We start from the raw sequence: 25,390 nt of genomic DNA, 5'->3' as shown, positions 1-25,390 counted from the left end.
TGAAACTATAGATGAACAGTACGGTCGCCCGCCCGAGCGGCTTCATCGCGAATGAGAAGTTGCGTGTACCAGCTCACGCATATTTATTGGGCGATACTTTCATATGCATACTGGCGCTCGCGCGTCATAACTGGACAGCGGAGGCATTGTGACCGGCAACGCAACAACCCGGTTCGACAACGTTTCGCTCTTGTCAGTGGCTTCTTCGCTGCCCTCGAGAGTGACGTCGTCAGACGACCTCGAAACCCGCCTCGGCGGCGCCCTCAAACGCCTCAAACTCAAAAAGAGTCTGCTGCGACGAGTCGCGGGCGTCATTGAGCGACGTAACTGGGCTGAAGGCGAGTCATCCGACGTCGCAACGATCGCTGCGGGTCAACGCGCGCTCGACGAGGCTGGCATCAAGGCATCCGATATTGGTCTTTTGATCAATACTTCGGTATCTCGCCCGCACCTCGAGCCATCTGTTGCCGTGCGCATTCACCACGGGCTTGGGCTGCCAACATCTGCCATCAACTTCGACGTGGCCAACGCGTGCCTCGGGTTCGTCACCGGCATGACGCTGGCTGGCGCCATGATCGAGTCGGGTCAGATCAAGTACGCACTGATCGTGAACGGCGAAGATGCCGACCAGATTCAGGTCAACACGGTTGAGCGCCTGCTGCACGACGACATCGATCGCGACGCGTTCATGAGCGAGTTTGCATCTCTCACCCTGGGCTCGGGCGCTGCTGCCGCAGTGATCGGCCCGAGCAATCTGCACCCCGAGGGCCACCGCATCCTGGGCGGCGTCACCCGCGCTGCCACGCAGTTCTACGACCTGTGCGTCGGAAGCGTCGACGGCATGTTCACCGACGCAAAGGCGCTGCTGCGCGGCGGTCTCGACCTCGTCGTCTCGGCATGGGACGAGGCTTCGACCGAGTGGGACTGGTCGAACATGGACCGCTACATCACGCACCAGGTCTCATCCGTCCACACCAACTCGATGGTGAAGGCCGCTCACCTCGATGCGTCTCGCGTTCCAACGACGTTTCCGTACCTTGGAAATGTGGGGCCGGCATCCATACCGATCACTCTGGCCGATGAGCAAAAAACGCTCGAACGCGGCGATCGCGTCTTGCTGATGGGAGTGGGATCAGGGCTCAACACGGCGCTCATGGAGCTCGCCTGGTGATGCCCCAGACACACGCGCCGACAGACCTGCCTGGACTGGATGCCACGTACTCACGCACCGCGACAGTTGTTGGCCGCGGACTCGATGCGGGTGTCGAGCGGCACTGGCACTATCTCGACAACGGTGATGCGCTCACTGCCGCGGGAATCGAGCCCGAGGGCACAATCCTTGCCGTGCACGGCAACCCCACGTGGTCGTACATGTGGCGCTCGCTTGTCGCCGCAAGCGTGACGGCCGCTCAAGCCGGCGGTCGCGCGTGGCGCGTGGTCGCCGTCGATCAGCTCGAAATGGGCTTCTCTGAGCGCACGTCGCTCCGCCGCACGCTGCGACAGCGGGTCGATGACCTCGCAGCGTTCACTGCGGCTGTGCCTCTTACCGGGCCCGTGATAACGCTCGGCCACGACTGGGGTGGCGTGGTCTCGCTCGGCTGGGCCACCGAGCACACGGCAGATCTTGCCGCCACGATGCTTCTCAACACCGCTGTGCACCACGATGATGGCACGCCGATTCCGGCGCCGCTGCGACTTGCAGGTGCCCGCGGCATGCTCGGTGCCGGCTCGGTCAACACGACGGCTTTTCTCGATGTGACTCTCGCTCTCGCTTCGCCGCCGCTTGAGCGCGACGTGCGCGACGCCTACCGCGCACCGTACCTTTCGGCCGAGCGTCGACGCGGCATCGGTGCATTCGTCGCAGACATCCCGGTGGGGCCGTCGCACGAGAGCTTTAGCGAGCTCACACGGATTGCTGACGGCATCCGCGATCTTGGCTTGCCGACGCTCATGCTGTGGGGGCCGAAAGATCCGATCTTCAGCGACCGCTACCTCAACGACCTGATGACACGGATGCCACAGGCCGATGTGCATCGGTTCGAAGGCGCCGGCCACCTCATCGCCGAAGACGCCCCCTTTGCGGCAACCGTGTTGTCGTGGCTCGATGCGCTCGGGAATTCGCCGCTTGAAGTCGCACCCGCTGCGGCCTTTGAACCGCTTTGGAGCCGGCTCGATGCACGCGCAGACGACGATTCGGTCGCTGTCGTCGAGATGGGCGCCGACGGCACGAACCGCCGCGTGAATTGGCAACAACTCGACGACCGGGTGCGGCGCCTCGCCGAGGGCCTTCACCGCCACGGTGTGCGCCGGGGCGACCGTGTCTCGCTGCTGGTTCCGCCCGGGGCAACGCTCACCGCGGTGGTATATGCCTGTCTTCGCATAGGTGCTGTCGTCGTCGTCGCTGACGCCGGCCTTGGCGCAAAAGGCCTTGGCCGCGCGATCCGCGGCGCATGGCCACGGTTTGTCATTGGCGACCTTCGCGGGCTCACCGCCGCGCGCGTGCTGCGCTGGCCGGGCGAGCGTATTTCCACACGGTCGCTGCCCCGCGCATCGGCTGCGGCGCTCGGCGTTTCGACGTCGCTCGGAGATTTGATTCGCGGCACATCGGGCACTGCACTGCCGCCTGAGCCCGAGGCATCCGAGGCCGCCGCAATCCTCTTCACCTCGGGATCAACCGGACCCGCCAAGGGTGCGCTCTACACGCACGCCCAGCTTTCGGGCATTCGGGATGCGCTCGTGAAGCAGTTCGACCTCACATCAGAGTCTGGACTCGTGACCGGCTTCGCGCCCTTTGCACTACTCGGCCCGGCGCTCGGTGCACGCTCGGCGACCCCCGACATGGACGTCTCGGCCCCACGAACCCTTACCGCGCGCGCCGTTGCTGCAGCCGTGACGGAGTCTGACGCGGACATCGTGTTTCTCTCGCCCGCTGCAGTGCTGAATGTCGTGGCGACCGCCGACGAGCTTTCGCCTGCCGCACGCGCTGACCTCGAATCGGTGCGGATCTTCCTCTCGACAGGTGCGCCCATCAGCGAAGCGCTGCTGCAGGATGCCGCCCGCCTCATGCCGAATGCAGAGCCACATGTCGTTTACGGCATGACCGAATGCCTACTCGTCTCCGACATCACTCTCGATGGCGTTCACGGTGCTGCTGTAGCGCCCGACTCGGGTGTCTGCGTGGGTCGCCCGGTCGCCGGTGTCTCGGTGCGGGTGAGCGCGCTCGATGCCCACGGTCACGCCACCGGCGAGCCCTCGGACACCCCGGGCGTGCTCGGCGAAGTCGTCGTGTCGGCCCCGCACCTCAAACAACGCTACGACCGCCTGTGGCGCACCGACGAAGCGAGCACGCGCGACGTGCCCGCTGGGCGTTGGCACCGCACCGGCGATGTCGGCCACCTCGACGCCGACGGCCAGCTGTGGATCGAAGGGCGACTCCCCCACGTCATCGTCACGGCCGACGGCCCCCTCTCGCCCGTCGGCACGGAGCAGCAGGTCGAGGCCGTCAACGCCGTGCGCCGCGCGGCCATCGTCGGCATCGGCCCCGAGGGAAATCGCCAGTGCGTCGCCGTAATCGAGACCGTGCCGGGCGCGCGGCACGCGGGTATCGCTGAGCCCGAGGTGACACGTGCAGTGCGTGCGGCAGCTTCGGTGCCGCTTGTGGCCGTACTTGTGGTCACTGAGTTGCCGACCGATATCCGCCACAATTCGAAGATCGACAGAGTCGCGCTCTCGGTGTGGGCCGACGGCATCCTGTCGGGTCAGAAAATGCGCACGCCATGACAGTGCTCGTTACCGGCGCAAGCGGGTACCTCGGTAAGGCCGTTGTCGCGGCACTTCTCGCTGATGGCGATGATGTGCGTACTTTGCAGCGGCGACCTTCGGGGGTGGCGGGAGCCCACGATGTTGCGGGCTCGGTGACAGCCCCTGCGGTCGTAGCGGCAGCACTCGATGGTGCGGATGCCGTCATCCACCTCGCGGCGAAAGTGACGCTGACCGGTGATGCCCGCGAGTTTGACGAGGTCAATGTCGGCGGCACCGAAACGATGCTCGCGGCCGCCGAGGCCGCTGGTGTGCGCTCGTTCGTGCAGGTGTCGTCGCCCTCGGTTGCGCACGCGGGCAGCGCCCTCGTGGGCGTGGGCGCTGAGCCTGCCGACCCGACGGGTGCCCGTGGCGATTACGCGCGCACGAAAGCTCTGGCCGAGATTGCAGCACTGTCACGCAATGGCGCCGCGATGCGCGTGGTTGCTGTGCGCCCGCACCTGGTGTGGGGTCCCGGTGATCCGCAGCTCGTGGAGCGCATCGTCGAGCGCGCACGGCGCGGACGCCTGCCCCTCCTCGACGGCGGCACGGCGCTCATCGACACGACGTACATCGACAACGCGGCCGGGGGGATCGTCGCCGGACTCCGCTCGATCGATCGTGCCCACGGCAACGCGTACGTGATCACGAACGGTGAACCACGGCCGGTGGCCGAAATGCTCGCGAACATTTGCCTCGCAGCCGGCGTGAACCCACCGCGTTGGTCGGTGCCTTCGGGCCTCGCGCGGGCCGCCGGCGGCGCCGTTGAGCAGTGGTGGAAAGTGCGCCCCGGCGAAGACGAACCCCCGATGACCCGTTTTCTCGCCGAGCAACTGTCGACCGCCCACTGGTTCGACCAGCGCGACGTGCGCCGGGACCTCGGCTGGACCCCGCGCGTCACTCTCGCTGAGGGCTTCGAGCGCCTCCGCGCCCACTACCCCGCGCGCTGAGGTCTGGGCCGAGAGAGGCACCCGCCCTGCAGCAGCCCGCCGTCACCCCTCGCGACTTGCCCATTTTTGTGGGTGTTTAACGCGTCGCACCCGCAAGAACGGGCAAGTGACGCGTCTGACAGGGGCGTGAGGCAGGGGCGTGAGGCAGGGGCGCTAGCCCTTGAGGCCGGGAAAGTCAGACTCGCGAAACTCGGTGTCGATGCGGGTATCCGCGAGTTGCTGCTCGCGTTCGCGCAGCTCGACGCGGCGAATCTTGCCCGAGATCGTCTTCGGCAACTCGGCAAATTCCACACGGCGCACACGCATATAGGGCGGCATGTGTTCGCGGGCATACGACAGGATGCTGCGCGCCGTCTCGGCATCAGCGGTAACCCCCGCGGCCAACTGAACGTAGGCCTTGACGACGTTCAGTCGCAGCGGGTCCGGCGCTCCGATCACTCCGGCTTCGGCAACGGCGTCGTGCTCCAAGAGGATCGACTCGACTTCGAACGGCGACACTTTGAAGTCGCTCGCTTTGAACACGTCGTCGGTGCGGCCAACGAATGTGAGGACGCCATCGGCATCCTTCGATGCAACATCGCTCGTGTGATAAAAACCGTCGTGCTCGACCTTCGCCGTACGGTCGGGTTCGTCGATGTAACCGGGCATGAGGTTGAGGGGGCGGACGGGTGAGATCGGCATGCAGATCTCACCCTCTTGCGCTTCTTCGCCTGTGATCGGGTCAAGCAGCACGATGTCGTTGCCCGGCAGCGCCTTGCCCATCGCACCCGGCTTCAGCGTCTCACCGGGGGTATTGCCGATGACGGCGGTGAGTTCGGTCTGGCCGTATCCATCGCGAATCTGGATGCCCCACCACCGCTCGATCGTAGAAATAACCTCGGGGTTGAGGGGTTCGCCCGCGGCCAGCAGTTCGCGGAGCGCCCGCGGTTTGCGATCAAGATCAGCCTGAATCAGCATGCGCCATACCGTCGGCGGCGCACAGAACGTGTTGACCTCGGCCTGGTCGAGCTGATCAGCGAGCGCGACAGCGTTGAAGCGCGAATAGTTGTAGACGAAGATCGTGGCCTCGGCGATCCATGGCGAAAAGAACAGGCTCCACGCGTGCTTTCCCCATCCCGGAGCGCTGATCGTCATGTGCACATCGCCAGGCTTCACGCCGATCCAGTACATCGTGCTGAGGTGACCCACGGGGTACGAGACGTACGTGTGCTCCACCATTTTGGGCTGCGACGTTGTGCCCGAGGTGAAATAGATGATCGAGGCATCCGAGGAATTCACGACGACGCCAGGAGCCGCATCGGATGCCGCATCCACATCGCCATACGACAGCCACCCCTCGCGCGGGGCACCCACGTTGATACGCACGAGGTCGCGGTCGAAACCGTCGAACTTGGCGGCGTCGTCATGATCGGCGATGACGACGCGCACATCGGCACGCTCAACGCGCTCGGCGAGATCTTCCGGCGCGAGCACGACAGACGTCGGCAAAATCACCGCGCCAACCTTCATGATCGCGAGCATCGTTTCCCACAGCTCGACGCGGTTGTCGATCATCAGCATCACGGCATCGCCGCGCTGCACGCCGTTGCTCGACAGCCAATTGGCGGCCTGGTTCGAGCGGCGGCGCATTTCATCGAACGTCCGCGACACCTCGGTGCCGTCTTCTTCGACCACGCGAAGTGCGATGCGGTCGTTTCCCGCGGCGATGGCGTCGAACCAGTCAACAGCCCAGTTGAAGTGAGCCCCGACATCCGGCCATTCAAAAGCTGCTCGCGCGGCTTCGAGGTCGTGCGAGCGAGCAAGCAGGGTGTCACGAGCCTCACGGTAGGCGAGACCAGCAGCAGAGAGAGACATGGAGCCTTCGATCATCGTGGTGGTGCCGCGGCCACGGCGGCCGCACCTTGCCGCGCCAGTCTACGAGCCCAGGCCCTTTCATTCGCCGAAACGCTGGCCTGCGGGCCCGCCGCGCCGAGCGCACCCGGCATAGCCCGGAGTGTCGCCCGACGAAGCAGCGTTTCGGCTTCTGCGCACGGCCTGCCAGAAATAGCCAACCAGGGGCGCCGCTCGGCCTGTCAAGCCCTCGCGCGTGAATTGCCAGGCCTCCTAGCCTGGGCAAAACGAAAGGACGGCAGACCAATGCCCAGCGGAAAAAACTCTCGTTTAAAAGACCCTGAGATGTACGAGGCGCTGCGCGACGAGGGCGCGTCAAAAGAAAAAGCTGCCCGCATCTCAAACGCCTCGGGCGGCACGAAAAGAGGTCGCTCAGAGGTGGGACGCAAAGGCGGCGAGTCCGGCAGCTACGACGACTGGACGGTGCCAGAGCTCAAAGAGCGCGCAAAAGAGCTCGGTCTCTCCGGGTACTCCACGTTGAAAAAAGCCGACCTCATCAGGGAACTTCGCAATCACTAGATTCGAGGCATCCGCCCGAAGCTCCTTTTCTGGCGCTCTCCCCCAGCTCTCCGCCAGCTATCGGCCAGCTCTCCGCCCGGTGTTCACTCGCTCTTCATCCGCCGAAACGCTGCCCCGAGAGCCCGCCGCGCCGGGCGCACCCGGCATAGCCCGGCGTGTCGCCCGGCGAAGCAGCGTTTCGGCGAACGGAGGGGCACCACGACGATCCAGGATGCCGCGGGCTAGCTGATTCGCTGGGCGAGCGCTGCCTCGTCGGTCGGGGCGTCCGCGAGCACTTGGCGGGCGGCATCCCGTGCGTCTTCGACCTGCCAGAGCAGCACGCCGACCGGTTTTCCTTCGTCGTCGCGGTAATAGACGACGGCCCGATCATCGTCGAGGTTTATCTGCAGAATGTCACCCTCGGGGTCGAGCGTTCCCACTGCTTCCCATCGGGTTCCGAACACCTGCGAGTAGAAGTACGGGGTGTGCGAGTACGGCTCATCCGCACCGGCGAGCGATCGCCCAGCTGCAGCACCCATCTCTTTCGCGTTATCGACGTGCTCGACCCGGGTGCTGCCGAGAATCGGGTCGGGGTATCGTGCGATGTCACCCGCGGCCCACACCGAGCCATCGGATGTCTTGAGCGTCTCGTCGACCACGACGCCGTCATCCACAACAAGTCCGGCGTCTTCGGCGAGCGCGACGACGGGGTCTGCTCCGAGGCCGAAGACGACGGCATCCGCCGACATTTTCACCCCGTCATCAAGCACTACTTCGACGCCCTCGCTCGACTCGCTCACGCTGTCGACGCGACGCTCGCGCACGAGATTCACACCGCCTTCGACGAAGAGCGCTTCGAAGCGTCTCGCGATCTCGGCAGTAAAACGCGATGAGCCGAGCACTGAGTGCGGGTATATGAGATCCACCGAGACACCGTTTGTTGCGAGGCTCGCCGCGATTTCACTGGCGATGTAGCCACCGCCCGCGACGACAACGTGTGCGCCGTCGTTGGCGAGGCTTCGCAGGGTGCGGTAGTCGTCAGCCGAGCGAAAGTAGATGATGCGATCGCTTTCGGGCGTATCAAGCGTGCGTGGCGTTGCACCCGTGGCGAGCAGTAGTCGGTCGTACTCAACGCTTTCGCCCGAGCCGAGCGTCACGGACTTGCCCACGCGATCAATCGACGTAACGAGCGTGTTGAGCCGGATGTCAGCTCCAGTATCCGCGGCTGTGCCGAGCGGCACTTTTTCCCAGGTGAAGTCGGGGTCGGTCCATAGCTTCTTGCTGAGAGCCGGGCGAGCGTAGGGTTCGTCCGCGTCGGCGCTGAACACACCGATGCTTCCGACGGTGTCGAGTTCACGGATGCCGCGGGCAGCAGCATCCGCAACCATCCCGCCTCCGACGATCACGTAATCAAATCGCTCCATCTCGTCATCCACCTTTCGCTACTCACATCGGCACGTCTGCGCCGACCCGCACAATGCTAGGTCGGGCGCCGTCGCTCAGAACGGGTGTTGCGCTCAAGGGGCAAAACGCTATGCTCCGCAACTCCGTTCGCTGACGGCGAATATATGCATCCGCATGAATATCAGGCGTATTTTGGAATGAGGCGCCCACACCGGCGCGCGACTCGCTGATGTGAAGACCAACGGGCCGTTCCTCAACGACAGCTCAGGAGGCTGACATGACAGAACGATTCACCAACAAGACGATCCTCATCACCGGCGCAGGTTCCGGCCTTGGTCGGGCAACGGCAGAGCGCCTGGCAAAAGACGGCGCGAAGCTGGCACTTGTCGACATCTCCGAAAACGGGCTCACCGAGACAGTAAAGACAGTCACCGCTGCCGCACCCGATGCGGAATACGTCACAGTCATCGCGGATGTCTCGAAAGAGGCCGACGTGCAGAAGTACGTTGACGCCACAGTCGAAAAGTTCGGCACCATCGACGGCTTCTTCAATAACGCTGGCATTGAGGGCAAGCAGAACCTCACCGAAAACTTCACCGCAGATGAGTTCGACAAGGTCGTAGCGATCAACCTCCGCGGCGTCTTCCTCGGCCTCGAGAAGGTACTCGCCGTTATGAAGCGACAGGGCAGCGGCGCCGTCGTGAACACGGCAAGCGTTGGAGGCATCCGTGGCGTGGGTAACCAGTCTGGCTACGCCGCCGCGAAGCACGGCGTTGTGGGTCTCACGCGCAATTCCGCCGTCGAATACGGCGCCGACGGCATCCGCATCAACGCGATTGCACCGGGTGCGATCTGGACGCCCATGGTAGAAAACTCGATGAAGCAGATCGACGCCGAGAACCCGCGCGCAGCTGCCGAGCAGTTCATTCAGGCTAACCCCACCAAACGCTACGGCGAGGCCCACGAGATCGCTTCAGTCGTGGCCTTCTTACTGTCTGATGACTCCACGTACGTCAACGCGGCAGTCATTCCGATCGACGGCGGACAGTCAGCGAAATACTGACTCTTCGCTAGTCCTGATCGCTCGGGACTTTCGACCCTAGGGTGTGGTCTGACCGCTCCCTAGGGTCGAAGTGTGCGGACGATCGAACAGACCCTCGGGTATCAAGCGGATGCTGCCATCCACAAGGTGGCGGAGCTCCGACATCCCGTGCGATTCACAGTCGCTGGCATGCTCGCGGGTGCGTACGTCGGTATCGCCGTCGTCCTGATGCTCAGTACCGCCGGGCCGCTCGCCGCGGCAGATGACGGGCTCACCAAGCTCGTCAGCGGGCTGGTGTTCGGAATCGCCCTGACACTCGTGGTCTTTGCGGGCGCTGAACTCGTGACCTCATCGATGATGACGCTCACGCAGGGCACGCTCATGCGAGCGACACCGCGGGGACCCGCCGCCGGCGCGCTCGGGTTCACGTTCATAGCGAACCTTCTCGGGTCAGCGGTTTTCGGCATCCTGGTCGCCGTTTCGGGAGTGGTGCACGACAATCCTGCGGCTGCCGACATGCTCGAGGCGATGATTGACGCCAAGGCTCACGAGGCTCCGCTGCAACTTTTCGTGCGTGGCATTTTGTGCAACGTGCTGGTGTGTTTGGCAATCTGGATGGTCGCACGATTGACCACGGACGGCCCGAAGCTCGCCGTGATCTTCTGGGCTCTTCTGGCGTTCATCGCCTCGGGCTTCGAGCACGTCGTGGCGAATATGACGACCTTCACTCTGGGCTTTGCCACCGGAGTCGAAAGCGCAACCTGGAGCTCATTCGGAACCAACATGCTCTGGGTCGGACTCGGCAACCTCGTCGGCGGTGCGCTCGTCGTGGGGCTCGCCTATTGGGTCATCGGCGGATCACCCCGATACCGGGCGCCGAGCGAAGCCGCAGCGATCGAAACACCCGCCACGGCCTGAACCAGGCGCGGTCGACACCCCAGCCACGGCTGAAAAACTAGCCTTAGCCTGACCCACTCGCCGCGAGCTTCACCCCTGCCCGTTCGCCGAAACGCTGCCTTTAACCGGCGACACACCGCGGTCGAGCCCGACGACTCGGCGTGTCGCGCCAGCGAGCAGCGTTTCGGCGAATGCGAAGAGGCGGGAGCGGCAAGGGCTAAGGCCGAACCGCGCCGGGCCGGGCCGAACCGCGCCGGGCCGAGCCGGGCAGGTCAGGCCGGGGAGGTGTCGCGAAAGGGGGCGGTCGCGCGCCGCGCGAGACGAACCACCACACGCAGCGGGATGCCGACGGCCACAACAGCAATGCCAGACACTGTGCGGTCGTGGTGGCCGAGAGCCAGCTTTCGCTCCCACGCGTCGCGCACCACTCCGCCACGGCGGACGCGGGCGGGCTTCACCGGCAGCGAACCCGCGCGTCGAAGCGCCACGAGCTCAGCGATCTGCGCCACCCAGTCGTCATCCACCGGCGCATGGAAGTAGGTAGAGCGCAGCCACTCATCGCTCGGGTGGCGAAAGTTTCGCGCTACGACGTCGTCTTCGGAGCCGAAGAGACCGCTTCCGACGAACACCGGGTTGATCATCTCGGGCGAGACTCCAAAGGTGTCAAGAGCGATGATCGGGATGCCGCGGGCCACCGCCTCGAGTGCTGCTGTCGAGCTCACGGTCACCAGGCCTTCTGCGCTCTCGAGCGCGCGCGACATGGGTGCGGTCGATACGACGAGGTTCGGAGGAACCGGACCAAGGCGCGCGAGGAGGTCGGGCAGCGCGTCTTTCTGTCGGTGAGTTTGCAGTTCGCCTTTGACGGCGCGCTCTTTGAGCACAACGCGTCGATCAGGGTTCGCAATCGCAGCGCGCACAAGCATCTCCACAACCCGACGGCGGTCAGCCCGCTCGCGCGGAACGATAGCTTGCGACGCAAAAACGAGGTCCGTGCGATCCGTTGTGGGAGTGGCATCCGCGTCTCCCAGCTGTGCAAGAAACGGCAGCCGGGCGAGGGCGAACCGCTGCGTCATCTGGCGAAAGCGGGCAAGCTCCACGAAGCTCTGCACCTCGGCGTGCGAGTGCAGCACGAAGAGGTCGCACTGCGTGCGGTGAATGAGAGCCGCAGTCGTTGCCGGAATCGAGATTCCAGGCAGCCCAGTCACTAGCACCGGGCGTGGATCGAGCGCGGCAACCACTCGGGCGAGCACGCGCACAACGGGTCCGCGAGCTGCGAGAAGCACCGCGTCGGGGGCTTCTTTCTGCAGTACTTCGGCGAGCTGCGTGTACTCGATACGACGCACCCGCGTGCTCTCAAGCCCGCTGCCGTGGAGGGCTGCTTTTTGCTGTGCCGCGCTCACCGTGCCGCGCGTTTCGACGATCAGGAGCGTTGCGCCGGCCTCGGGCGGCAGCGTTCCGAGGAGCGCTGCCGCCCATTTGACGTAAGAGTCGCTGTCGGCGATTGCGACAACTCTCGGCGTCGGCGACGCGACCTCGTGAGCGCTCAGGCGCTCACCCGGCGAAGCTTCGCCATGGGCGCCCGCTCGCCCTCATACACGCGCTTCACGCCGTCGCCGAGCGCCTGCTCAACGATGCGGATGTCACGGATGAGGTGTGTGAGTCCCGTCGGCTCGAGCGACGCGGCGTGGTCGGAACCCCACATCGTGCGGTCAAGCGTGATGTGGCGTTCGACTGCGACTGCGCCGAGTGCAACGGCGGCAAGCGAAATCTGGAGTCCACGCTCATGCCCGGAATACCCCACCGGCACTCCCGGGTAGCGGTTGCGAAGCGCGGGGATCATGCGAAGGTTTGCCTCGTCGGGCTCCATCGGATAGGTCGATGTCGCGTGCATCAGCACGAGCTGATCGGTACCCAACACGTCGATGGCCGCGTCGATCTGCTCCATCGTCGACATGCCGGTGGAGAGAATGATCGGCTTTCCCGTGTCGCGCAACGCTTCGAGCAGCGGAACGTCAGTCAGGCACGCCGACGCCACCTTGTGGGCTGGTACCTGGAGCTTCTCGAGAAACTTCACGCTCGGCACGTCCCAGGGAGATGCGAACAGATCGAGACCGCGCAAGAGGGCGTAATCCGAGAGCTCGATGTACTGCTCGAGACCGAACTCGACCCGGTAGCGGTAGTCGAGGTACGTCATGGTTCCCCACGGCGTCTCGCGCGGAATGTCACGCATGTGTTCGGGGGTGCAGATCTCCGGCGTGCGCTTTTGAAACTTCACGGCATCAGCACCGGCGGCAACTGCCACGTCGATGAGCTCTTTGGCAATTGCAACGTCGCCATTGTGGTTGAGGCCGATCTCGGCGATCACGTAAGCGGGTCGTCCGCCTCCGATCACGTGGTTTCCGATTGTCACAGTCATGTCGCAGACCTTTCAGTTGTCGCGGCGGTTGCGGTAGCGCGTCCGCGCGCTGCCGAAGCTCTTGTATCGAGCACGCGCTCGGCAACTTCGCGGACGGCGCCGTCGCCACCCGCGTGAGTCGTCACAACTCGGGCCGCGGCCAGCACCATGGGGTGCGACCCGGGCACAGCCACCGGCCACCCGACTGCCTCGAGGCACGACAGGTCGTTGAGATCGTTTCCGACGTAGGCGATGCGATCGAGCGGGATGCCGCGCCCCGCTGCCCATTCGCGAAGCACAGCGAGCTTGTCGCTCACGCCCTGGCGCACATCGACGCCAAGCTTTGTGGCGCGAGCGGTCACGACAGGATTCGTTTCCGTCGAGAGAATCAGAAGGGGAATGTCGGCTCGACGAAGCGCCGCCACACCTGCGCCGTCAGACCGACTGACTCGCACGTATTCACGGCCCTTCGAGTCGACCGTCGCCGTGTCATCGGTGTGCACGCCATCGAAGTCGGTCACAACAGCGTCGACATGGATCGGCTCACCGCCGGTGACCATGAGCGGCGCCAGTGCGCGCGCAAGCTCGAGCTGCGTCGGGTCGTCGATTTCAATCGCGGAACGCTCGTCGACTGCCACGAAACCGACTCGGCCGAAGAAGCGATGGCCCGCTTCGAGAAAGCCCTCGGCATCCATCACATAGAAGGCGCCCGTTTCGAGAAAGTGCGGCGCGCGATCTTGGCGGCGCGGGCGCACTGCTCGGTCATGGTTGATGCCGTGCGTATTGCCGCTTGCATCAGGCGCCCACAAAAATCCGTAGGTCTCGACAGCCGAGAAGACGCAGTCGTGCGTTCCGGAGGTGACCATATCGACGGCTCGGTCGATGTGTGACGGATCGATGAAGGGCGACGTGGCCTGCACGAACACGACGGTTGCAACATCGGCTGTCGTTCCGGAGAGCTGCATTATGGCGTGGCGCAGTGCGCTTTCGCTACTCGCTTCATCGCCCGAAAGTGCTCCCGGGCGCGTCACGACATCGGCGCCCCACTCGGTCGCAACCCGGGCAATCTCGGGGTCATCGGTCGAGACCACAACGCGATCGACGCTGTCCGCTGCGCGCGCCGCTGCCACGGCACGAGCGACGAGCGGAATGCCGCCCACGCGCTGCAGATTCTTGCCCGGAATGCCCTTCGACCCGCCGCGCGCTGGAATGATCGCGATCACCTCGCTCATGCGGGTACCTCCACCGTTTCGCCGCGCATGCGGCGCTCCTGGATTCGGCTACCCGACGGTGCGAGCACGAGCGACAGTGTTGTGAGGGCGCTCGACGCGAGCGATACGACGTCAAGCGGATGGGTGGTCCCGGCGAGCAGCATCTCAACGGGTAGCTCGGCTCGATGCACCCGCACACCGGGCAGCGCCGTCACGGCAGCGATCTGAGCCTCGGGTTCGCGTCGGTGCGGCAAATACGTGAATGCGGCAACGGATGCCTCGGCAGCTACCCACCGCAGGTATGTGGCCTCCGGCATCCGGCCGTCGACGACGCGCGCGCTGCCGAGCACGACGCGTCCGGTTTCGAGCGGCAACGGCCGTGCCGTGGCACGCGTGAATGTGAAGCTGTGCCGGTTGGAGGTCACCCCGATGTCTTCGAGGCGCTCGATGCGCGATGCTCCCAGCTCGAACGCCGTGAAGATGTCGACAGTGCCGCGGCGCGCGAGCGCGAGCACACGCTCACGAGCGATAGGGGCGACGCGTGTCGTCAACCCGCGCTCGGCGACCCCGGGCCGCGCATACGGCACGTAGCCGATGAGGGCGTCGGCATAAGCGACAGCGTTTGCGCCGTCGTCGAGAAATGTGATTGATCGGGGCCGCAGAACGGATGCCGCGAGCCGAAACTGACCCGAAAAACCATCGCCGACCAGCCAGTGCCGGTGGGTCGCGAGAAGCTGCCACGGAATACCGAGATAGGGAGCACACTCACCGAAGGGCGCGCCGCGGGAGATGAGTTCGTCGGCCGTGGCCGACATCTGGGCGGTGAGTCGGCCCGCGATGGGCACCTTCCTGCGGTGCGCGTGGCCCCACTCGGCTGCGCCCAAAAGCTGCAGGGGAGACTCTACCCACGCGATGTGATCTGATTCGCTTCGCACTCGCGGTCTCCTTTCCGCTCACGGCCGCACCGTCTGCACACTTTCTGCGCTAGACGTGAACGCGGCGTGCGTCGAAGGTGTCGTTCGAGCGTCCAGAAGGTGAACGGTGCTCCCCGTCGCGTTCAGACGCTGCGGCACCCCCATCTCGAGGGGTCGCAACACGCCGCATTGCGGCGCCCGGAGGGCAACGTATGCGGCGTGTTGCGACCCCTCGCGGGTAGTTGAGAGGGGGGAGTGAGGAGTAGTTTGGACCGAGTGAGCGCACCTATCGACCCCACCGCAACGTCCGCTTGGTCTGAACTGACCTCACACAAGGATGGCTTCGCGCCAGACCTGCGGGAGTGGTTCGAGACAGACCCGGGGCGCGTCGACCGATTCAGCTTCGGCCTCGGCGATCTGCACGTCGACCTGTCGAAGAACCTCGTCACCGACGACATCCTCGCCTCGCTCGTGCGCCTCGCTGAGCAGACCGGTGTCGCCGAGCGCTACGCGGCCATGCTCGCGGGCGAGCACATCAACACGACCGAAGACCGTGCGGTGCTCCACACGGCACTTCGCCGCCCGGCCGGCGCCACACCCGCGCTCGTTGTTGACGGACAGAACATCGACGACGACGTGCAAGAAGTACTCGGCCGCATCGACGCTTTCGCCGAGGGCGTTCGCTCGGGTGAGTGGAAGGGTGTCACCGGCAAGAAGGTCACTCACATCGTCAACATCGGCATCGGTGGCTCCGACCTCGGCCCCGTCATGATCTACGAAGCTCTCAAGCCCTATGCCGACGCTGGCATCGAGGCGCGGTTCGTTTCCAACATCGACCCGACCGACATGGCCCAGAAGACAGCCGACCTCGACCCCGAGACCACGCTGTTCATCGTGGCGTCTAAGACGTTCACAACGCTTGAGACACTCACCAATGCGCGCCTTGCGCGTGACTGGCTCTGGGCCGAACTCAGCAAGCGTGGCTCGATCGGCGACGACGAGGCATCCCGAACGGATGCCGTGGCTCACCACTTCATCGCTGTCTCGACGGCTCTCGACAAGGTCGAAGCGTTCGGTATCGACCCGAAAAATGCCTTCGGGTTCTGGGACTGGGTGGGCGGTCGCTACTCCGTCGACTCCGCCATCGGCACGTCTCTCGCGATCGCTCTCGGCCCCGACGTCTTCCGCGAGCTGCTCGCCGGTTTCCACACCGTCGATGAGCACGTGCGCACCCAGCCGCTCGCCGAGAACGTGCCGGTGCTCATGGGCCTTCTCAACGTCTGGTACTCGACGTTCCTCGGGGCACAGTCGCACGCAGTTCTCCCCTACGCTCAGCAGCTGCACCGCTTCGCGGCGTACTTGCAGCAGCTCACGATGGAGTCGAACGGCAAGTCGGTCCGCTGGGATGGCACCCCCGTCACCACCGACACCGGTGAGGTCTTCTGGGGAGAACCCGGCACCAACGGGCAGCACGCGTTCTATCAGCTCATTCACCAGGGCACACGCCTGATCCCCGCCGACTTCATCGCGTTCGCAAACCCCGCGTACCCGCTGGCGGACGGCGGGCGCGACGTGCACGCGCTGTTCCTCGCGAACTTTCTCGCGCAGACCAAGGCTCTCGCGTTTGGCAAGACGGCCGAAGAGGTTGAGGCCGAAGGAACAACCGGCGCGCTTGTTGCCGCACGCACCTTCGCGGGCAACCGGCCGACAACGTCGATCTTTGCTCCCGCGCTCACTCCAAACGTGCTCGGCCAGCTGATCGCGCTCTACGAGCACATCACCTTCACTCAGGGCGTCATCTGGGGCATCAACTCGTTCGACCAGTGGGGCGTTGAGCTCGGAAAGCAGCTCGCTCAGCAGATCGCTCCCGCTATCGAAGGCGATGCCGAGGCCACAGCAACTCAGGATGCCTCCACTCAGGCACTGCTCGCCTACTACCACTCGCACCGCACGAACTGAGCACCCGCGCTAAAATCACGACACCACCGACGCTGGCTCGGTCTGAAGGCTTGGGGGAGCAATGGCGTCACGTTCGTCGAGTCGAGCACGTCGGAAGAAGCGGCGTATCGCGATCGCGGTGGGAGTGTCGGCTCTCGCGGTTGGCCTGATTGCCGCGGGGAGCGTTGTCGCGGTGGGCCTCACGGCGTCCGAGCCGTCGGCCGCCGTTCCCGCCGCGTCGACAAAAACGGCGACTCCGACCCCCACCCCGCTCACTGCGGCCGAATCCCTCCTCCAAGAGGCGAACGACCCGGCCGCGTGCGCGGTGAGTTTCGTGGGAGATTCCGTACCGGATGAGCCGATGCTGCAAACACAAGACGCCCTGTTTTCATACCTTCCAATTCCCGACCGCGAGGGTGACGTCTTTGCTGGGTGGTACCCGACAGAAGCGGATGCCGCAGCGCACAACATCGCGGCTCGAGTCAACGGGTCAGACGTTGTCGCATGCACCGACGACGAACTCACGCTCTACGGCGGTTGGGTAACCCCCGACGAAGTCACCGCCGAGAATACCGGTGTACCGATCTTGATGTACCACCAGTTCACGACTCGCCCCGAGGGTGAAGACGGTTGGTTGCGCGGCAACTACGCCTACATCGGTGACTTCGAAGAGCAGATCACCTACATCGCCGACACCGGCTTCTACCTCCCCACGTGGGATGAACTGAGCGCGTTCATCGATGGCCGCCTGTTCCTACCCAACCGGTCGGTCATCATCACCGACGACGACGCTGATTCGTCGTGGCTCGAGCTGGCAGCACCGGTGGTCGACTCTCACGGTGTGCTCACGACATCCTTTGTCATCACGAAGTTCCGCTCCGAGGGCACGCCATCGAAGTATGTGTTGCAGCGCTCGCACACCCACGACATGCACGAAGCCGGCGCCAACGGCGATGGCCGCATGGTCAATTACACCGCCGAAGAGATCGCGGCCGACATGCAAACATCAGCGGATGTTCTCGGCGCCAAAGAGATCATGGCGTACCCGTTTGGCCACTATAACGACACGGCAAAAGAAGGCCTTAGGCGGGCCGGATTTGAGATGGCACGCACCATCGAGCAGGGATACGTGCATGTCGGCACCGACAAGCTGGCGCTCCCCTGCATCCGGATGAATTACGGCATGGGGTTGAACGAGCTGATCTCGCTCATCGGCTGAATTTCGCCGGTATGGGAGTTCTCAAAGTTCACCGGGCGACATCGCCTGCTGATCAATCTCTTCTACAAAAGCGCGCATCTTCGACGGCCGGCGCGACGAGCGCGGCGCGTAGACCACAAGCGAGTGGAACATAAAGCGCACCAAGAACGCGACAACCAACGTGATGGCAGTCGCAATAACGACCGACAGGTGCCAGGTCGAAATCATGAGTGCTGTAATCGGTATGCGCACGAGCAACTCGGTGTTGTTGAAAGCGAACGACTTGGCAAATCGACTCCAGACGCCGGATGCGTCGCTCTTCATATCGCTGAACACAAAACGCTCCTGCAGCACGAAGTTGCCGAGGATCGTCACCTCCGCCGCGACAATCATCGCGAAAATGTCGCCAACCCCCGCGCGCGCGAGCAGCCAGACGATCAGAAGATTGACGATCGCACCGAGACCGCCGATGATCGCAAACAGCGACATCTTGCCGAATCGCAACGACGTGAGCTGAGCAAAGAAGTGCAGTCCTTCCCGTAGTGAGGCCTTCGAGGCGCCGGCGTGGCGATCAGCGAACTCGAAGGGAACCTCACAGACCCGCAGCGGCCGCCGCGCGAGAAGTTCGAGCAGAATCTTGAATCCGTGCGGACGCAACGCATCGACGTCGATACTGCGCCGATCAACAAGGAAGAAGCCCGTCATCGGGTCTGAAACATCCTTCAGTCGAATGGGAAACATCGCCTTCGTGAGCGCTGTCGACAGTTTCGAGACGGCAATGCGTGTGCGGTCGGCGAGCCCCGCGGCCGACCCAGTACCGGAGTACCTCGACGCGACGACAACGTCTACCTCGCCGCGTTCGTAGCGGTCAATAAGCGTGGGAATTTCCTCTGGCGGATGCTGGAGGTCGCCGTCCATCACGATGCACACGTCGAAGGCGGCAGCACGCAGCCCGGCGACCACTGCACCGCCGAGCCCCCCGGTCGGTCGATCACGATGAATCAGGCGCACCGGAATCGCGGCAGTCGCAGCAGCCGCGGCGACAGCCGCGGGCGTGGCATCGGTGCTGTCGTCGACGAAAAGGATCTCGGCTTCGAGTCCCACGGTTGCAGCAGACACTCGCTGCACGAGCTCGGCGACGTTCGGTGCCTCATTGAACGTCGGCACAATGACCGTGACCTGCATGCGGCCCCTCCGGAATCAACGGTCTCGCCCCCTCCGGCGCGATCCCCTCCATCGTGTCATGTGCACAGACACAACTGGCGCCGCGCGTCACAATACAAAGGAGCCCTCCAGATTATGCGGCTTTACTCTTGATACATGACCACACAGACCACTCCCCTTACACTTTTCGGCGCCGACTGGTGCCGGGACTGCCGCCGCACCAAGGCTCAGCTCGATGAACTTGGCGTCAAATACGAATACGTCGACCTTGTAGCGACCCCCGAAGCTGCCGACGTTGCACACGAAATTTCGGGACGAACCAACATTCCTGTTGTTCTGTACCCCGACGCATCGCATCACGTTGAGCCGAGCAACGACGATGTCGCCGCCAAGCTGCGGGAGCTCTCGCTCATCTAGCCTTTGGTCAGCCTGACGGTGGGAGCGGTCCCGGGGGTTTAAACTCTGCAACGAAGTGCACTCGACCGACCCCATCTCCACACAGCAAAACGCGGACGCCGTTCCACGCCCTGCTGCTCGTCGTGATATTCAGGGGCTTCGTGCTGTGGCCGTCATCGCGGTCGTACTGAGTCACCTGCTCGATTGGCCAACCGGCGGTTTCGCTGGTGTCGACGTATTCTTCGTCATTTCGGGCTATCTCCTGACGGCAATCATTTTGCGAGATGTTGCCGCGACCGGGTCGATATCGCTCCGGTCGTTCTACGCGCGGCGTATCCGTCGCATTCTGCCGGCGGCAGTCGTAGTTCTCATCGCTGTCAGCGCTGCGGCGTTCTTCGCCTTCAACGGTCCCCGCGCCATCGCGACGATGTGGGACGCCGTTTCGTCGTTCTTCCTCGTAGCCAACTGGAACTTCGCCCTCGCGGGAACCGACTACTTTCACGCAGCAGATGCTGTCTCACCCCTGCAGCATTTTTGGTCACTCTCGGTGGAGGAACAGTTTTACCTCGTGTGGCCGGTTGCACTCGCGTGCGTACTGCTGATTCTGCCCGTGGCAGTGCGGAAGACGGCACATGCCCGAACCGTGGTTGGCGTACTTGCCACCACAGTGATCGCTGCGTCATTCGCGTGGGCTGTCGTGCAGAGCACGGGCGATGCGACGGTCGCTTACTTTTCGACACTGACGCGAGCGTGGGAAATCGCGCTCGGCGCACTGATCGCGGTTCTTGCTTCACAACTCGTGCGAATACCTGCAGCGCTCGGAGGTCTCCTCAGCTGGTTAGGGCTCGCGGGAGTCGTCGCTTCATTCTTTCTGCTGACCCCCTCTGATCCGCCTTTTCCAGGTCCCGGCGCTGCCCTCCCGGTGTGTGGCGCAGCCCTCGTGATCATCGGCGGCATGAGGGGTGGCGCCGAAGCGCATCTGTTTCCGCTCACGAATCCAGTGAGCGTTTTCTTCGGCAACATCTCTTACTCGCTGTACCTCTGGCACTTTCCGGTCATCGTGTTCGCGGCTGTTCTCCTTCCTGGGAGCACCGGCCTGACGCTGGCGATCGTGGTTGGCGCGATTCTCGTTTTTTCCCTGACCTCTTACTTCCTCATTGAGCAGCCGATTCATCGCTCTCCGTGGTTGCGGCGGTATTCAGAAACCTCTGGAGTACCAGCCAAGAAGCAACCAGCATCCGTTCAACCGCAACCAGTCGTAACACCCGCAGCACGGGCCGAAACCCGCCCCGCGGGATGGACCCCAGGGCAGCGATACTTTCCCGGAGCGACGCCGCGACCCGTGGCGCCCCGCGTCGCTCCCCCGCAGCAAGTCGCTCTAGAGAACCCCACGACGCCGGCGGCACAAGACGTACCCACCGTGGCGATCTCGGCTCGAGAGAACAAGCGCGCCGCGTGGTCGCAGTGGCGCGAAAAGTTCGGGTCGCAGCTCGGAATCACGGCAGGCGGCTTCGCGGTTGCCCTCACAGCGCTTCTGCTGCTAACAAATAGCGCGATGGGTGGCTCGCTGATCACTCCTATCGGGCCGACAGCCGTGGCCTCAGCGGACGATGCGACCGACCCGACGCCGGCTATTCAGGCGGAGCTTGCCGCAGCAACCCAAGCGACGGAGTGGCCCGATCTCAACCCATCGATGGACAACGCCATCACCAACGGATCACAAACCAACCCCGCGCGCACGTGTTTCGAGCCCGCCACCGCTCCGAACGTTGACGCGTGCACGTGGGGAAGTTCCAGTGCTCCGCACCACATGTATCTCGTCGGCGACTCGACGGCCATGGCGTACGCTCCCGCGTTCAAACAGATCGCTGAAAGCAGTAGTGGCAACTGGCGCATCACGACCATAGGGCTGTACGGATGCCGGTTCACCGACGTGCTCGTCGAGAACTCGGGTGCTGGAGTGATGGATGCCTGCACTCAACGAAAGGCTGACATCGCGGCAATCGTGTCAGCCGATTCACCAGATCTGGTCGTCGTCTCGAACGCGTACACACTCGGCAACACTGTCGCAGGCCAGCCGCTGTCGGTGACTGATCTGGTATCGAGCACTCAGTCTGAACTCGAGCAATTCAACGCCGCAGGTCGCGTTCTCTACCTCGCCCCGCCTCCAATGGGAGCAAGCCTCGGTAGCTGCTACTCGCCGCTCACGAGCCCGCTCAACTGCCTTTCGGGCGTCGACTCGACGTGGACCGAATACGAGATGGCGATGGAAGTCGCAGCGGCCGCCTCCGGCGACACCTCGATGAGCTCGCTCACTTTCAGTTGCTGGGAAAACTCGTGTCCAGCTTTTGCTGGCGGAATACCCACGAAGTACGACCAGACCCATATGACGGCCGCCTACGCCCAGCACATTGCGCCGGTTATCCGGTGGAATCTCGAACAGCTTGGACTCATGTCGACGTCGGCAAACTAGGCTGAGGATCCACATCTGGCGCACCCAACGAAGGGCCGAGCAATGAGCGATTCGACACTTGCTGAAGCCACCCGCTCTGACATCGACAGCGCGATCGAGAGCCTCGAGACAGGTGCGCGAATATGGGCCAACCTCACAGTGACGCAGCGTTCGCAGCTCTTGGAGCGTGTGAGAATGACCGTCGCCGCCGTTGCGGATGACTGGGTTGAAGCGGCATCACGCGCAAAAAGCATCGACCCCGGAAGTCCGCTGCGCGGTGAAGAATGGCTCACCGGACCCTACGTGACCCTGCAAGCTCTCAGCGCGTATGGGCGTTCACTCGCAGCGCTCGCGGCGGGTAAGAGTCCGCTCGAGGGCATTTCGACCGACACAGCTCCCGGCGGTCGCCTGCGTATTCACGCGTTCCCTGCGGTACCGCTCGATCACCTCGTGCTTTCGGGCTTTCGGGGTGAAATCTGGCTTGAGCCGGGAGTCTCGCTCGACGACGCTCACATTCACGCCGGACTTGCGCAGCGGCATCCGCGTGAGAACCACGGGATCGGGCTGGTGCTCGGCGCCGGAAACGTCACCGGGATACCCGTGCTCGATGCGTTCTACGAACTGCTCGCTGCAGGACGAGTGGTGCTGTTAAAGCTCAACCCCACTCAAGACGCTCTCGCCGACGTGTTCCGACGAGCCCTCGCCCCACTCATCGAGCCGGGCTTCGTCCGGATCGTGACCGGCGGTGGTGACGTCGGTGCGTACCTGACGCAGCATCCTGGTATCTCTCACGTGCACATCACGGGATCTGCCGCAACGTTCGACGCGATCGTCTGGGGCGGCGACAAAGAACGCGCCGACCCTGCCCTGCAGACCCCCATCACGGCAGAACTCGGCGGGGTCGCGCCCGTCATCGTGGTTCCGGGCGCGTGGAGCGATGCCGATCTGCGCTACCAAGCCGAGCACATCGTGACGATGCGGCTTCACAACGGCGGTCACAACTGCGTAGCGGGCCAGGTTGTGATCATCAGTCGCGACTGGCACCTGAGGGAGAAGTTTCTCGAAGCCCTCGGCTCTGCCTACCGCGATGCACCGGATCGAGCAGTCTGGTACCCACGCAGCGACGAAAAGCTGGCCACAGCGCGCCGCGACTATCCCGAGGCGACGTGGAGCCGCGATGGCATGCGTGCGCTCGTTGACCTTTTACCAGGAGAGGCAAACGACCTTGAGACGACGGAATACTTCGCGCCGGTACTGGGTGTTGTCGAACTAGCCGGAAGCGGACTAGAGTTTCTCGATGCTGCGGTCGTCCACGCCAATAACAAGCTCGTCGGAACCCTCGGCGCCAACGTGCTCATCGACCCCGCCACGGAATCGGCTCTCGGAGCCGGATTCGAGCGAGCGATCAGCGATCTGCACTACGGAGGCATCGCCATAAACACCTGGACGGGAGTTGTCTTCGCAACACCCGTCTTGTCGTGGGGCGCTTATCCGGGCGGCACCATCAGTGACGTCGGGAGCGGGCTCGGGGTCGTCCACAACGCGCTCTTACTCGACCGGGTTGAACGTTCGGTTCTGCGCGGGCCGTTCCGGCCGTTCCCGCGCTCGGCCTCGATCGATAGCGTGCGCCACGGCCAGTTCTCGGTGATAGCTCGTCCACCGTGGTTCGTCACATCGCGCACAGCTGATCGAGTCGGCGAGGGACTCACGAAGTTTCAGACCGATCACGACCCACTGCGGCTGGCCCGCACGCTTGCGCTCGCGATGCGTGCGTGAGCGTGCGGGCCGACCAGCTCAGTGTTGAGACAAGCTCAGTGGTGGAAGGCCGGCGCCCGTTCTGCGTCAGGCATCGGCGCCGGTAGAGCGTCGAGGTAGCCGACTTCATCCCGGAAGTCACCCATGAGTTTCTGCGCCATATCGAGGCTGAGGTCAGCCCGCACGACTATCCGCTGCACGATGACCTTCTCGAGGTCCGCGGGAAGCGGATACGCCGGAATCAACCATCCCCGCATCCGTAGCCGGTCGCTGAGGTCATACAGCGTCCACTTGTCGGTGTAATCGTCGTTCATCGTCCACGCGAACACCGGGATGTCGGTGCCCGAGCTGATGAGACGGAAGGGCTTCATTTCGCCGATGGCACGGGACAGGAACACCGCGACATCCTGCGATCCCTGCTGCATTTCTGCGTAGCCTGCGAACCCGAGACGCAAGAACAGGTAGTACTGCAGCAGCACCTGGGCGCCGGGGCGCGAGAAGTTGAGCGCAAAAGTGGGCATGTCGCCACCGAGATACGACACGCGCATCACGAGATCTTCCGGAAGCCACTTGGTTTCGCGCCAGACGACCCACCCGAGACCCGGGTAGACGCCGCCGTATTTATGGCCGGAGGTTGAGATGGAGTGCACACGCGGGAGGCGAAAGTCCCATTCAAGGTCAGGCTGCACAAACGGTGCGATCATCGCGCCCGACGCTCCATCAACGTGAATCGGGATGTCGAAGCCCGTTTTCTCCTGGATCTCATCGAGCTTCGCGGCGATGTCTCGCACCGGCTCGTATGCGCCCGTGTATGTGACGCCCATGATCGCGACGACACCAATCGTGTTTTCGTCGACGTAGTTTTCGAGATCTGAGCCATCGAAGACGGGGTGTTCAGCGTTCACTGGCACGAGGCGCATTTCGACGTCCCAGTAGTTGCAGAACTTCTCCCAGCACACCTGCACAGCACTCGACATCACAAGGTTCGGCTTCTCTGTCGACTTGCCCTCAGCACGACGGGCATGCTGCCACCGGCGTTTGAACGCGAGCCCTCCCAGCATGCAGGCTTCACTCGAACCTGTCGTAGATGTACCCACGGCATCGTCGACGTTCGGGGCGTTCCACAGCTCTCCGAGAATTCGCCAGCAGTGATCTTCTACTGCAGCAGTCGAGGGGTACTCATCTTTATCGATCATGTTCTTATCGAACGTCTCGGCGTACAGCCGGTTGGCGTGATCGTCCATCCAGGTCGTCACGAACGTGGCGAGATTCAGGCGCGCGTTGCCATCGAGCAAGGCTTCATCGTGCACAAGTTGATAGGCCGTCTCGGGAAGCATCGGCTCAGCCCGAAGGCGGTTTCGAGAGCGTGAGTGCTCTCGGGTACCTCGGTCAAATACCGGCGTAAGTTCATCGTCTGACATCGAGCGCCTTTCTTACAGGTTTATCGGGGTGGCCATGATCTTCGGGTGGCGGCAGAGTCAGGAGTCT

19 protein-coding genes are annotated in these 25,390 nt (G+C 63.8%); 11 read left to right on the top strand and 8 right to left on the bottom strand.

Going from position 1 to position 25,390, the window contains the following annotated elements:
- Positions 1–148 precede the first annotated feature (148 nt).
- Genes FHS06_RS03510 through FHS06_RS03500 form a run of 3 tightly spaced genes read left to right on the top strand, consistent with a single transcriptional unit; the run spans position 149 to position 4,748 of the window.
- Entirely contained in the window at positions 149–1,171 is a 1,023-nt protein-coding gene (locus tag FHS06_RS03510; protein ID WP_167045497.1) for a 3-oxoacyl-ACP synthase III, read from the top strand.
- Positions 1,171–3,780: an alpha/beta fold hydrolase gene (locus FHS06_RS03505; RefSeq protein ID WP_167045494.1), complete on the top strand. Its 2,610-nt coding sequence runs from the start codon at positions 1,171–1,173 to the stop codon at positions 3,778–3,780. The genes FHS06_RS03510 and FHS06_RS03505 overlap by 1 nt, the downstream gene beginning before the upstream one ends.
- Entirely contained in the window at positions 3,777–4,748 is a 972-nt protein-coding gene (locus FHS06_RS03500) for an NAD-dependent epimerase/dehydratase family protein (protein WP_167045491.1), read from the top strand. The genes FHS06_RS03505 and FHS06_RS03500 overlap by 4 nt, the downstream gene beginning before the upstream one ends.
- Positions 4,749–4,901: 153 nt before the next feature.
- On the opposite strand, the gene FHS06_RS03495 is transcribed toward FHS06_RS03500, so the two are convergent.
- A complete protein-coding gene (locus tag FHS06_RS03495) occupies positions 4,902–6,602 on the bottom strand; it encodes an AMP-binding protein (protein ID WP_167045488.1) in 1,701 nt (566 codons plus the stop codon).
- A gap of 282 nt (positions 6,603–6,884) precedes the next feature.
- On the opposite strand from FHS06_RS03495, the gene FHS06_RS03490 reads away from it, so the two are divergent.
- The gene (locus tag FHS06_RS03490; protein ID WP_167045485.1) at positions 6,885–7,157 is read left to right on the top strand and encodes a DUF7218 family protein; all 273 of its coding nucleotides are present in this window, start codon (positions 6,885–6,887) and stop codon (positions 7,155–7,157) included.
- 221 nt (positions 7,158–7,378) lie between these two features.
- Here FHS06_RS03490 and FHS06_RS03485 read toward each other — a convergent pair whose 3' ends face one another.
- Positions 7,379–8,572, bottom strand: a complete 1,194-nt coding sequence (locus FHS06_RS03485; RefSeq protein WP_341779388.1) for an NAD(P)/FAD-dependent oxidoreductase — start codon at positions 8,570–8,572, stop codon at positions 7,379–7,381.
- 245 nt (positions 8,573–8,817) lie between these two features.
- Here FHS06_RS03485 and FHS06_RS03480 point away from each other — a divergent pair, with 245 nt between their 5' ends.
- Both FHS06_RS03480 and FHS06_RS03475 read left to right on the top strand, forming a co-directional pair.
- The gene (locus FHS06_RS03480; RefSeq protein ID WP_167045482.1) at positions 8,818–9,603 is read left to right on the top strand and encodes a glucose 1-dehydrogenase; all 786 of its coding nucleotides are present in this window, start codon (positions 8,818–8,820) and stop codon (positions 9,601–9,603) included.
- A gap of 72 nt (positions 9,604–9,675) precedes the next feature.
- On the top strand, positions 9,676–10,500 hold the full coding sequence (locus tag FHS06_RS03475) for a formate/nitrite transporter family protein (protein ID WP_167045479.1): 825 nt from the start codon (positions 9,676–9,678) through the stop codon (positions 10,498–10,500).
- Between the two features lie 251 nt (positions 10,501–10,751).
- On the opposite strand, the gene FHS06_RS03470 is transcribed toward FHS06_RS03475, so the two are convergent.
- Genes FHS06_RS03470 through FHS06_RS03455 form a run of 4 tightly spaced genes read right to left on the bottom strand, consistent with a single transcriptional unit; the run spans position 10,752 to position 15,020 of the window.
- The gene (locus FHS06_RS03470) at positions 10,752–11,981 is read right to left on the bottom strand and encodes a DUF6716 putative glycosyltransferase (RefSeq protein ID WP_341779874.1); all 1,230 of its coding nucleotides are present in this window, start codon (positions 11,979–11,981) and stop codon (positions 10,752–10,754) included.
- Between the two features lie 41 nt (positions 11,982–12,022).
- The gene (locus FHS06_RS03465) at positions 12,023–12,895 is read right to left on the bottom strand and encodes an N-acetylneuraminate synthase family protein (protein ID WP_167045473.1); all 873 of its coding nucleotides are present in this window, start codon (positions 12,893–12,895) and stop codon (positions 12,023–12,025) included.
- Positions 12,892–14,106: an acylneuraminate cytidylyltransferase gene (locus FHS06_RS03460; protein ID WP_167045470.1), complete on the bottom strand. Its 1,215-nt coding sequence runs from the start codon at positions 14,104–14,106 to the stop codon at positions 12,892–12,894. The genes FHS06_RS03465 and FHS06_RS03460 overlap by 4 nt, the downstream gene beginning before the upstream one ends.
- Positions 14,103–15,020, bottom strand: coding sequence for a hypothetical protein (locus FHS06_RS03455; RefSeq protein WP_167045467.1), 918 nt, complete (start codon positions 15,018–15,020; stop codon positions 14,103–14,105). Before FHS06_RS03455 ends, FHS06_RS03460 begins: the two co-directional genes overlap by 4 nt.
- Before the next feature lie 255 nt (positions 15,021–15,275).
- Here FHS06_RS03455 and pgi point away from each other — a divergent pair, with 255 nt between their 5' ends.
- On the top strand, positions 15,276–16,958 hold the full coding sequence (gene pgi, locus FHS06_RS03450; protein WP_167045464.1) for a glucose-6-phosphate isomerase: 1,683 nt from the start codon (positions 15,276–15,278) through the stop codon (positions 16,956–16,958).
- Positions 16,959–17,019: 61 nt separating this feature from the next.
- Positions 17,020–18,156 (top strand): polysaccharide deacetylase family protein, encoded by a 1,137-nt coding sequence (locus FHS06_RS03445; RefSeq protein ID WP_167045461.1) that lies wholly within the window; start codon positions 17,020–17,022, stop codon positions 18,154–18,156.
- A 21-nt stretch (positions 18,157–18,177) separates the two neighbouring features.
- Here FHS06_RS03445 and FHS06_RS03440 read toward each other — a convergent pair whose 3' ends face one another.
- Positions 18,178–19,320, bottom strand: a complete 1,143-nt coding sequence (locus FHS06_RS03440; RefSeq protein WP_167045457.1) for a glycosyltransferase — start codon at positions 19,318–19,320, stop codon at positions 18,178–18,180.
- 135 nt (positions 19,321–19,455) lie between these two features.
- Between FHS06_RS03440 and FHS06_RS03435 the strand changes: the two genes are divergently transcribed.
- From FHS06_RS03435 to FHS06_RS03425, 3 genes are read left to right on the top strand one after another with little or no spacing between them, the layout of a single operon-like run.
- On the top strand, positions 19,456–19,716 hold the full coding sequence (locus FHS06_RS03435) for a glutaredoxin family protein (RefSeq protein ID WP_167045454.1): 261 nt from the start codon (positions 19,456–19,458) through the stop codon (positions 19,714–19,716).
- A gap of 55 nt (positions 19,717–19,771) precedes the next feature.
- Positions 19,772–22,168 carry an acyltransferase family protein gene (locus FHS06_RS14290; protein WP_310734858.1) on the top strand — a complete coding sequence of 799 codons (2,397 nt, stop codon included), beginning with the start codon at positions 19,772–19,774 and terminating at the stop codon, positions 22,166–22,168.
- Between the two features lie 42 nt (positions 22,169–22,210).
- Positions 22,211–23,923, top strand: coding sequence for an aldehyde dehydrogenase family protein (locus FHS06_RS03425; RefSeq protein ID WP_167045452.1), 1,713 nt, complete (start codon positions 22,211–22,213; stop codon positions 23,921–23,923).
- Between the two features lie 35 nt (positions 23,924–23,958).
- Here FHS06_RS03425 and gad read toward each other — a convergent pair whose 3' ends face one another.
- On the bottom strand, positions 23,959–25,323 hold the full coding sequence (gene gad / locus FHS06_RS03420; RefSeq protein ID WP_167045449.1) for a glutamate decarboxylase: 1,365 nt from the start codon (positions 25,321–25,323) through the stop codon (positions 23,959–23,961).
- Between the last annotated feature and the right edge of the window lie 67 nt (positions 25,324–25,390).

Origin of the sequence: Microbacterium halimionae, from assembly GCF_011761265.1 — a bacterium.
Taxonomy (GTDB): domain Bacteria; phylum Actinomycetota; class Actinomycetes; order Actinomycetales; family Microbacteriaceae; genus Microbacterium; species Microbacterium halimionae.
The sequence above is the reverse complement of the archived record's forward strand: the minus strand, read 5'-3'. Positions and strand labels throughout refer to the sequence as shown.

Coding starts and splice junctions, on each gene's coding strand:
- FHS06_RS03445 (WP_167045461.1), top strand. CDS start 17,020: ATGGCGTCACGTTCGTCGAGTCGAGCACGTCGGAAGAAGCGGCGTATC.
- FHS06_RS03490 (WP_167045485.1), top strand. CDS start 6,885: ATGCCCAGCGGAAAAAACTCTCGTTTAAAAGACCCTGAGATGTACGAG.
- FHS06_RS03465 (WP_167045473.1), bottom strand. CDS start 12,895: ATGACTGTGACAATCGGAAACCACGTGATCGGAGGCGGACGACCCGCT.
- FHS06_RS03495 (WP_167045488.1), bottom strand. CDS start 6,602: ATGTCTCTCTCTGCTGCTGGTCTCGCCTACCGTGAGGCTCGTGACACC.
- FHS06_RS03505 (WP_167045494.1), top strand. CDS start 1,171: ATGCCCCAGACACACGCGCCGACAGACCTGCCTGGACTGGATGCCACG.
- FHS06_RS03435 (WP_167045454.1), top strand. CDS start 19,456: ATGACCACACAGACCACTCCCCTTACACTTTTCGGCGCCGACTGGTGC.
- FHS06_RS03460 (WP_167045470.1), bottom strand. CDS start 14,106: ATGAGCGAGGTGATCGCGATCATTCCAGCGCGCGGCGGGTCGAAGGGC.
- FHS06_RS03440 (WP_167045457.1), bottom strand. CDS start 19,320: ATGCAGGTCACGGTCATTGTGCCGACGTTCAATGAGGCACCGAACGTC.
- gad (WP_167045449.1), bottom strand. CDS start 25,323: ATGTCAGACGATGAACTTACGCCGGTATTTGACCGAGGTACCCGAGAG.
- FHS06_RS03425 (WP_167045452.1), top strand. CDS start 22,211: ATGAGCGATTCGACACTTGCTGAAGCCACCCGCTCTGACATCGACAGC.
- FHS06_RS03500 (WP_167045491.1), top strand. CDS start 3,777: ATGACAGTGCTCGTTACCGGCGCAAGCGGGTACCTCGGTAAGGCCGTT.
- FHS06_RS03480 (WP_167045482.1), top strand. CDS start 8,818: ATGACAGAACGATTCACCAACAAGACGATCCTCATCACCGGCGCAGGT.